Genomic DNA, 1,045 nt, shown 5'->3' on the forward strand with positions numbered 1-1,045 from the left:
GTATGAAGGCCATGACAGAGCAGGTTCACTCCGGGCAGTGGCTTGGCCACACAGGCAAGCCCATCAGGCATATCGTTAATATTGGTATCGGTGGTTCTTACCTGGGACTCAAAACCGCCATTAATGCCATGACTCCTTACCACGTCAGGGGCTTGGAACATCATTTTGTGGCGAATATTGACCCAAATGAGTTAACTGAAGTCCTGGGTAAAATCGATCCGGAATCCACACTGTTTATCGTTGCCTCCAAGTCCTTTGGCACCCTGGAAACCCTGCAAAATGCCCAGGCAGCCAGAGCCTGGATGATCGACCAGGGCTGTGCCGAGCAGGATATCCGCAAGCACTTTATGGCCATCTCCACCAACCTGAAAGCCATTGACCAGTTTGGTATCGCCCAGGAAAACACTCTGCCCCTGTGGGACTGGGTTGGTGGTCGCTACTCACTCTGGTCCAGCATCGGCCTGCTGATTTCCATGGTAGTAGGCTACGACAACTTCGAGCGCCTGCTCAAAGGCGCTGAGGCCATGGACCAGCACTTCTGCTCAGCCCCCCTGGCAGAAAATATGCCGGTTATTGCGGGTCTGCTGGGCGTCTGGTATCAGAACTTTATGGGTGCCCAATCCCATGCGGTCATTTCTTATGACTACTTCCTGCGTGATCTGCCAGGCCACCTGCAGCAGGTGGATATGGAAAGTAACGGCAAGCGTACCCGTGAAGATGGCAGCACCGTTCCCTACCAGACCGGATCCGTGATCTGGGGTGGTACCGGAACCAATGACCAACACGCATATCACCAGCTTCTGCATCAGGGAACCCGGTTGATTCCGGTGGACTTTATCGCCCCGGCAACTACCCACAACCCGATTGGCGAACAGCACCCATGGCTGTTTACCAACGCCCTGGCCCAGAGCCAGGCCATGATGCAGGGCAAAACCCTGGAAGAAGTACGGGATGAACTCACGGCGTCCGGTATGAATGCTGACGAAGTGGAACGCCTGGCTCCTCACAAGGTGATTTCTGGCAATCTTCCGAACAGCATGATTGT

The 1,045-nt window shown here is 54.5% G+C and carries 1 protein-coding gene; it reads left to right on the forward strand.

Translation table 11 applies throughout. The annotated features are described in order from the left end of the window. On the forward strand, positions 1–1,045 hold a 1,045-nt coding region (gene pgi, locus KDK13_RS16680), incomplete at both ends, for a glucose-6-phosphate isomerase (protein WP_257286115.1).

Source organism: Endozoicomonas sp. SESOKO1 (assembly GCF_024606265.1).
In the GTDB taxonomy this organism is placed as follows: domain Bacteria; phylum Pseudomonadota; class Gammaproteobacteria; order Pseudomonadales; family Endozoicomonadaceae; genus Endozoicomonas.